Annotated in this window: 6 protein-coding genes and 1 pseudogene; 1 reads left to right on the forward strand and 6 read right to left on the reverse strand. The window is 54.4% G+C overall.

Going from position 1 to position 8029, the window contains the following annotated elements; all coding sequences use genetic code 11:
- Window positions 1-206 precede the first annotated feature (206 nt).
- The 5 genes from ACR0KW_RS23910 to rfbC all read right to left on the reverse strand — a co-directional run bounded on the left by ACR0KW_RS23910 (window position 207) and on the right by rfbC (window position 4965).
- A complete protein-coding gene (locus ACR0KW_RS23910; protein WP_480807263.1) occupies window positions 207-1193 on the reverse strand; it encodes a sulfotransferase family protein in 987 nt (328 codons plus the stop codon).
- Window positions 1194-1610: 417 nt separating this feature from the next.
- Complete coding sequence (rfbA, locus tag ACR0KW_RS23915; RefSeq protein ID WP_480807264.1) at window positions 1611-2477, reverse strand: glucose-1-phosphate thymidylyltransferase RfbA; 867 nt, start codon at window positions 2475-2477, stop codon at window positions 1611-1613.
- 3 nt (window positions 2478-2480) lie between these two features.
- On the reverse strand, window positions 2481-3362 hold the full coding sequence (gene rfbD / locus ACR0KW_RS23920; RefSeq protein WP_480807265.1) for a dTDP-4-dehydrorhamnose reductase: 882 nt from the start codon (window positions 3360-3362) through the stop codon (window positions 2481-2483).
- On the reverse strand, window positions 3359-4399 hold the full coding sequence (gene rfbB / locus ACR0KW_RS23925) for a dTDP-glucose 4,6-dehydratase (RefSeq protein ID WP_480807266.1): 1041 nt from the start codon (window positions 4397-4399) through the stop codon (window positions 3359-3361). Before rfbB ends, rfbD begins: the two co-directional genes overlap by 4 nt.
- Entirely contained in the window at window positions 4396-4965 is a 570-nt protein-coding gene (gene rfbC / locus ACR0KW_RS23930) for a dTDP-4-dehydrorhamnose 3,5-epimerase (protein ID WP_480807268.1), read from the reverse strand. Before rfbC ends, rfbB begins: the two co-directional genes overlap by 4 nt.
- Before the next feature lie 669 nt (window positions 4966-5634).
- On the opposite strand from rfbC, the pseudogene ACR0KW_RS23935 reads away from it, so the two are divergent.
- A pseudogene (locus ACR0KW_RS23935) lies at window positions 5635-6575 on the forward strand (IS630 family transposase).
- A 197-nt stretch (window positions 6576-6772) separates the two neighbouring features.
- On the opposite strand, the gene ACR0KW_RS23940 reads toward ACR0KW_RS23935, so the two are convergent.
- Entirely contained in the window at window positions 6773-7570 is a 798-nt protein-coding gene (locus ACR0KW_RS23940) for a hypothetical protein (RefSeq protein ID WP_480807267.1), read from the reverse strand.
- Window positions 7571-8029: the final 459 nt, after the last annotated feature.

Here is an 8029-nt window from a genome sequence, read left to right on the forward strand (position 1 = left end):
GCAACACGATACGACCGATGTCCAAAGGTCTGCCTCTCAGCAATCGCTCTCGCAGCTCTCGTCATCTATTGGCTATGAGGCCTGAGCCTAGCTACCATCGAAACATGGTGCCCTGGGGCCTTCTGTCAAAAAGAGAGGTTGTTTGCTGTGATGGCAAACCCGTATTCCACACATACGATAAAATTGTACCCGCTCATTCTTCACAATCAGGTGCGCGATGCCGACATCCGTCGCTTGTACCGGTTCCAGATAGGCCAAGCCTTTTCGAGCAGCAACCTTTGTGTAAATCCGGAAACCGCTACCGCACGCTGAAGCGAGGAGTACTCCGGCCTGGCACCCAGGAGATGATCCATGCGTTTCACAAGAAGTGCTTCAAGAGCCGCCTGTTCACGAGGAGCCAGTGTCTCACGGTAGGCGTGAAGTCGGCTTGGATCGGGCTTTCGCAAAGTCAGGGCATGAAGATGCATGTCCCCATCAGGTACAAGATTTGTCTCGCGGGCATTGGTGTCATAGTCAAAGATTTCCGCGTCGAAGGGCACTTCGAGGAAATCGAGGGTTTTTCGTACCGTGTCCTCAAAATTTTGGACCAGTTCGCTGTAGTTAAGTGCCAGATAACGTGGGTCGCCAACGTGCGCGGAGTGCGCCTCGTGCATTCGCTTGAAGCGGGTCCGTACAGTCCAGATTGCGGAGGCTAACATTTCCTCTCCTGGTTCGGTCTGGCGAGTTTTTTCCGATGAGAGAATGCCTCTTGGGTCGCGAATAATATTGATCACGCGGGCCTCAGGGAAGAGCCTCCAGATGTAGTCGAGATGGTATATTCCATGCGGGTTCTTGAATCCGAAGCGCCGCGCCTGCGGCTTGTGCAGCGCTAAGTTCTCTTGTGCGAGACGAACAATGGCCCACAAGAACGGGATTGGGTCCTCCTTGCAGTCAGCCAAGATTTTCCGCACGCTCTCACGAGGAATACGCCAGTAATCAAATCGCTTAACTGCGAAAATATCGGACACGAATTCGTCCAGCCTGTCCTCTGGGATGCCGTCCCAGTATTTCTCTCCAAGAAGCCGGTAAAAGGCGCACTCATAGCTGATCCAGATTTCCGGGTGAGCGCAAATTACGGTGCGGAGCAGTGTTGTTCCTGACCGCTGCACACCAGTTATGAAAATTGGTCTGTCGAGCTCAGTTTTTTTCGCCATCCGCTAAATCTGTCGCTTTGAATTATTGAAACTGTATGCCTTTTGCAACGTTACTGCCGTGAAAGCCTGACGTCCAGAAAGTCCTTGCTGCCAATACTCAAGCTGACGGGTCGCTTAGTATCCACCAGAACGACAAGCGCAAGTATGATGGATCACGTGACTAAATCCAGGCCGATGCCCCGGTCGGCGTGATGGCACCTGAATACCATTCAAATATTCGCCCCTATAGTGCGGGTATGATCCTCACCTGTGATCTGAGTACCAAGCTTCCTCCAGCTCGCGTAGAGGTACTGGGTTTGTTGACCTTAGCGGCCAGTTTGTTCGTCATCGCTTTCTCTGCAGGTCTGCTCGGTGTCAGGTTTCCGCGCCGAGTGTGGCCTTCGGATCAGCGATCAATTCACCGGCCCGCTCCAGAAATCACCTCAGAAGCTGTTTCAGATACGCGCCATATGTGGACTTGGCAAACAGCTGCGCACGTTCGGCAAGCGCGGCATTGTCAATCCAGCCGTTTTGCCATGCAATCTCGTCGAGACTCCCGGTCTGCATGCCCTGCCGATCCGTCAGGGTGCGGACAAAGTTCCCAGCATCAAGCAGGGAACCATGAGTGCCGGTATCCAGCCAGGCAAAGCCGCGCCCCATGGTCTGAACATTCAGCCGCCCTTCCTTAAGATACATCTCAAGCAATGTGGTGATTTCCAGTTCACCTCGCTCGGACGGCTGAACTTGACGCGCGCGAGCTGGCGCGTCGCCGTCGAGGAAGTACAATCCGGTCACCGCGTAGTTTGACGGCGGAACCTTGGGTTTTTCGATGATGCCGCGGGCTTTCATGCCTTCGAAATCGACCACGCCATAACGTTCTGGATCCGCAACCCGATAGGCAAATACTGTCCCGCCACTCTCCTGTGCGTCAGCCTCGCGCAGCAAATCCGGAAGACCGTGACCAAAGAAAATATTGTCGCCAAGGATCATTGCAGATGGCGCGCCCGCCAGGAAATCTTCGGCTAGTGTATAGGCCTGAGCCAAACCGTCAGGCGAAGGCTGCGTGATCCAAGTGAGCGACAAACCATATTGGCTGCCATCGCCCAGTAGGCGTTGAAACTGCTCCTGATCCTGCGGCGTCGTAATGATAGCGATCTCGCGGATGTTTGAGAGCATGAGAACACTGAGTGGATAGAAGATCATCGGCTTGTCATAGATCGGTAGCAGTTGCTTCGAGATCGCCATGGTGATCGGGTATAGACGTGTGCCGGATCCGCCAGCCAGAATGATGCCTTTACGTTGCATACTCTATCCTTCTTTCACAGCAGGCCTATCTGCGGCCTTCAGCTCGGCCAGAACGCGCTTCAGACCAACTCTCCAATCTGGCCGCCCAAGCCCATATATGTCATTGAGTCGCGAACACTCGAGGCGCGAATTCAGGGGTCTGGGTGCCGGGGTCGGGTAATCCGTTGTGGGAATATCGGCAATCTGAACAGTCAGACCGGCCTGCGATACGATTTCGCGAGCGAAATCTGCCCAGCTGACATTTGGCGCGCCGGAATAATGAAACAGCCCGCCGTCGGCGCGCTGGCCGGCCTTGGCAATGGTCAGCAACGTATCGGCAATATCCGCGGCGGGTGTCGGCCCGCCGATCTGATCCGCCACGATGGCCAGCCTGTCACGGGTTTCTGCCAACCTCAGAATAGTTTTGACGAAGTTGGTTCCATAGGCCGAAAACACCCAGCTTGTTCGCAGGATCGCATGCCTCCCGCCGGCCCGGGCGATCTGGCGCTCTCCTTCCAGCTTGGTTTGACCATACATGCCCAGCGGACCGGTCGGATCTTGCGTGGTCCGAGGTGCGTCTCCTGACCCGTCGAACACATAATCGGTCGAGATATGCAGGAAGGGCAGGTTACGCTCTGCCGCGGCGCGCGCCATTGCACCCGGGGCATCCGCATTGATCGTTCGGGCCAGGTCTGTCTCATCCTCGGCCTTGTCGACCGCCGTATAGGCGGCGGCATTGATCACTACCGCAGCATCCGTCTGCCGGACGATCGCGGCACAACCCCGCGGATCGGACAGATCCGCCCGAGACCTGTCCAGCGCCTCAACCGTGATGTCATATGTCTGCGCTCGCCTGCGCAGTTCCGTGGCCACCTGACCGCTATGACCGAAGACCAGCGCCTTCATCCGGCAACCCCAAGACGTTCACCCACGCCGCTGCGCACCTGCAGGGCGGTCAGCCACGCACCATTGTCCAGATACCATTGAACGGTCTGTTCCAGCCCGGTTTCAGGCGTGTAAGAGGGGCGCCAGTTCAGCTCTTCGCGGATACGGGTCGGGTCGATGGCATAGCGTCGGTCATGTCCGGGGCGGTCGGTGACAAAAGTGATCAGATCGGCATAGGGCGTTTTGCAGGGCCGCAACCGGTCCAGGATCGCACAGAGCATTCTGACCAGATCAAGGTTGGTCATCTCATTCTCGCCGCCGATATTATAACTGCGGTTCAACTCGCCTTTTTCCAACACCAGCAGCAACGCCTCGGCATGGTCTTCGACATGCAGCCAGTCGCGTATGTTGTCCCCTGCTCCATAGATCGGAATAGGTTTGCCCGACAGTGCGTTGAGGATCACCACCGGGATCAGCTTTTCCGGAAACTGATAGGGGCCGTAATTGTTTGAGCAATTGGTCAGCACCACAGGCAGGCCATAGGTTTCACGCCACGCCCGAACAAGGTGATCCGATCCCGCCTTCGAGGCTGAATAGGGCGAATTGGGGTGATAAGGGCTGTCTTCGGTGAAAAACCCGGTCTCGCCCAGAGAGCCGAAGACTTCGTCCGTGGAAATATGGTGAAAGCGGAAGCTGTCCGGCCGACCGGCTTTTTCCCAATAGGCCCGCGCGGCCTCCAGCAGAACATATGTGCCGGTCACATTGGTGTCGATAAAGGCCGCAGGACCATCGATCGAGCGGTCAACATGGCTTTCGGCCGCCAGATGCATGATCGCATCAGGCTGGTGCTTGTTCAGGATCGCGCCCATCGCGCTCGCGTCGCGGATATCGGCATGTTCAAAGGCATAGCCCGGCGCATCCGCTACCGAGGCAACATTGTCCAGGCAGGCGGCATAGGTCAGGGCGTCGACATTGACGACCGTATGGCCTTCGGCAACGGCACGTCGGATCACGGCAGAGCCAATGAAGCCCGCGCCACCGGTCACCAGAATTTTCATTGTACGCCCTCAACAACAAACGGAGTTTCAATATCCCGCAAACATGGAGCAGTTTTGTCTTTCTCTGACAATAACAGCTCGGCCATGTCCAGGGGCCAATTAATTCCAATATCGGGATCATCCCACCGAATGGCGCCTTCTGTTTCCGGCGCATAAGTGTCAGAGCATTTGTAGATGATCTCGGTATCCGGCTCCAATGTCATGAAGCCATGGGCAAAACCGGCCGGCACCAGCAACATCCGGCCATTCTCAAAGCTGAGCTCCTCACCAACCCACCGACCAAATGTGGGCGACCCCTTCCGGATGTCCACTGCAACGTCAAAAAGCCGCCCCCGCCCGCAGCGCACCAGTTTGGCCTGCGCCTTTGGAGGGGACTGGAAATGCAGTCCCCGCACCGTGCCGACAGCACTGGAAAGCGAGTGATTGTCCTGCACGAAGACCGCTCCGATGCCCGCATCGGTAAAACTGTTCACGTTGTAGGTTTCTTCGAAGAACCCGCGATGATCACCAAACCGTCTGGGCGTGATCAGAATCACCTCCGGGATTGCAAGAGGTACCAATTCCATAGTTACAAAATCTCGTTTCACAATGCGGTGTTGCCGCCTTCCGGAACCATGCCATACCTGTTCCGGCAACACCAAAGCTTTTGTCAGCTTTCTAGTAAATCGGGCGCATGCTTTCAGAGAAGAAACTGAATCACGCTTTGACGCATTGCCTCCATGATCCAAAACATCAAGGGTAAACTGGCCATCCAAACATGAAAGGCCAATATTGTAAGGGCTTGCCCGCAATGACTTGATGGCGCATGTTCAAGCTGCGCTCGCGGCGTTGGATTTGCAATTCCCGTGGAGCATCTACACCTTTCACCTGGCAAACTCTTGACTGAGTTGGAAGGCGATCGAACCGGGGTACTGAGGTGTCAAAGATCGACATGTCGGGCATTAAAGCACTTACTGCAGCTCAGAAGGTACGCTCGCAAATGCCCCAAAATGCAGCAACGCCTTTCCTTTAAAATTGAGAGTTTGAATCGACGTATGTTGTAGGGTGGTTCAGTGCCATCTGAGGTTCGACCAAAAGCCGTAGACATTTAGCGCGTCCTGCCGCTCGAAATATTCAACGCCATGCACCAAACTCACCCGGGAAAGTTCTACTTTAAAGCGCCCGACTGAAAACCTGAAACGCTGGGATTCCCTTGAGACCTGATCGGTGATTCACCCTGTTCGGGAGGATGGATCATGTCAGCACCTTTGCCGGATGCGCTTCGAGCGCGGTTTCAGAAGTTGATTGAAGAAGGTCTAAGTGGGCGTGCGGCGGCGCAGCGCCTGAAGCTTTCGCCTGCCACCGGGGCGCGTTGGAGCCTTGCGATCCGGCAAACGGGACAGGCAATAGCCGCGCGGCAAGGGCAAGATTGATCCCCATCGGTCTTTTCTTGTCGAAATTATTAAGCAGGGCGGCGACATTACCATGCCTGAACTGGCTTCCGCGCTGGCTGACGCGACCGGCGTTCAGGCGCATCCTGATGCGATTGGCCAATTTCTCCGCAAGCTCGGGCTCACGTATAAAAAAGACGCTGGTCGCCACCGAGCGACGCCGCGCACGGGTGAGGAAACAGCGCGATGACTGGTTCACCCACCGCCTGCCAGCGGTATCGGCCTAGCCGGAACGCGTCGTCTTCATTAACGAAACCTCTGTCAAAACCAACCTGACCCGCCAGCGCGGTTGGGCGCGACGCGGGGAGCGGTTGGTTATGGATGCCCCTTTCGGATCATGGGGGACACAGACCTTCATCGCAGCCCTGAGTGCGGATGCCTTGATCGCACCATGGGCCACCAGAGGCGCGATGGATGGCCCAGCCTTCGCGGCATATGTCGAGAATGTGCTGGTCCCCGAACTGGCACCTGGAACAGTGGTCATTCCGAACAATCTCGCTACGCACAAAAACTCCCAGGTGGCAAAAGCCATGCACGATGCGGGCTGTTGGTTCTTGTTCCTGCCGCCCTACAGCCCTGATCTGAACCCCATCGAAATGGCATTTTCAAAGCTCAAGGCTCACCTGCGCCGAATTGGAGCAAGGACATTCACCGACATGCTCGATGCCCTCGCAGAAATCTGAAATCTCTTCTCACCACAGGAGTGTTGGAACTACTTTAAATCTGCCGGATATGTCTCAGGTTAAAGACCGGTAGCTTTAGGCTGTTCTCTAAGTTTCGTTATTTGGGGTTCTAGCTGTTTCTATGAGAGCGGTCGCGCAGAGGCTTAGGCCCGTACATAGTTCGTTAAGTCCATGTCTAGAAGACTTGCTGGAAACTGCAATGATCAGCTATGTGACGAGACCCTACCTGCTAGCGTAGGCCCTAGCGAAGTGTGCACCGACTAAAGAACCATCATCGCATCCCTTGCCTCGTAGAGCATCATCTCATGTTGCAATTCGCGCGCTACAGCTTCTCGTAACTTGTCATCAAGTTGCAATGGATTGGAATAATCATACAATAGCGGAGCAAGCGGGCGCAGAGTATTAATTAGCCAACGCCCATTTTTCCTGTGGAGAAAAGCCTTTGATTTGTGCACGATCTTCGAGAGCATCGGAGACCGCGCGCGCGCAGCCTTGTTTTTTTTGATATTGTCCATGCGCAAACAGCGCTTTGGCAAGTTCAGGAATTTTTCCAGTTGCTCTAAGGTGTTATCCGCGTACTGACCTTTTTCGTCTTGTCTGATTATGGCTGTTTTCTTTGGAAATGCTGCTGCCCAAGCATCGATTTTGGGACCATAGCAGCTGTTACGAATAGCGTTTTGTACGTGCTTCGAGTCGACCGTCGCGCTGCTGTCCAGGAACCCAATTCGCTGAGAGTGTAAAACCGCTGATATTGCCCGTTTTACAGGGTCACGGAGAGTCACAACGATCTGAGCATCTGGAAACCGTTGCTTGATATTCTCGCGCGCAACGTCCGAACCAAAGTAGGATGGGGATATCTCGGCAAACCTGCGAGAAAGGTCGATCCTGAACTCCCTTTCATAGGAATCTAAATCAATCTCATTGCGTTCAAAAAAGAAGCTTTCCTTGACTACTTTCGATATCTGGACGCCACTCCCGTCCATCGCTGCATAGAAGGAAGTCGTTCCGGTCTTTCGGGGTCCGACAAAAAATATGGGGGCATTGTCTGATTTGATCATATAAATTTCATCTACTCGTCCACGCGGTCGACTTTTAGCTTAATGTATGGGAACCTATTAGCCCACTTGAAAGTTGGCTTCTGGAGCAAGGCGGGAACTTCTGACAAACGTTGTGCAATCCTCGCCATAATTGATGATGAACACCTGCTACACGCCTGTAAACTTGGATGTTTTTATAGCTTTCGCTCCTCCTCAACCATAGGAAAATATTAACAAAAAAGCTAACTATAAATGGCCGGGAAATCAGATTTCAGAGCACAGCAAAGAATGGGCTATGGAACGCACGTTTTAGATTACCAGGTCATTGGAATGCTCAAAAAACACGAGGCTGGGGTTAAAGCGCTGGAGTTGTGCCAGAAATACGGGATTAGGCTCAGGCCTCATAGCCAATAGATGACGAGAGCTGCGAGAGCGATTGCTGAGAGGCAGACCTTTGGACATCGGTCGTATCGTGTTGCG

Source organism: Ruegeria sp. CG11, assembly GCF_056537245.1.

What these genes read in the sequence shown, in the direction of transcription:
- ACR0KW_RS23910 (WP_480807263.1), bottom strand. Translation starts at nt 1,193, where the DNA reads ATGGCGAAAAAAACTGAGCTCGACAGACCAATTTTCATAACTGGTGTG.
- rfbA (WP_480807264.1), bottom strand. Translation starts at nt 2,477, where the DNA reads ATGCAACGTAAAGGCATCATTCTGGCTGGCGGATCCGGCACACGTCTA.
- rfbD (WP_480807265.1), bottom strand. Translation starts at nt 3,362, where the DNA reads ATGAAGGCGCTGGTCTTCGGTCATAGCGGTCAGGTGGCCACGGAACTG.
- rfbB (WP_480807266.1), bottom strand. Translation starts at nt 4,399, where the DNA reads ATGAAAATTCTGGTGACCGGTGGCGCGGGCTTCATTGGCTCTGCCGTG.
- rfbC (WP_480807268.1), bottom strand. Translation starts at nt 4,965, where the DNA reads ATGGAATTGGTACCTCTTGCAATCCCGGAGGTGATTCTGATCACGCCC.
- ACR0KW_RS23940 (WP_480807267.1), bottom strand. Translation starts at nt 7,570, where the DNA reads ATGATCAAATCAGACAATGCCCCCATATTTTTTGTCGGACCCCGAAAG.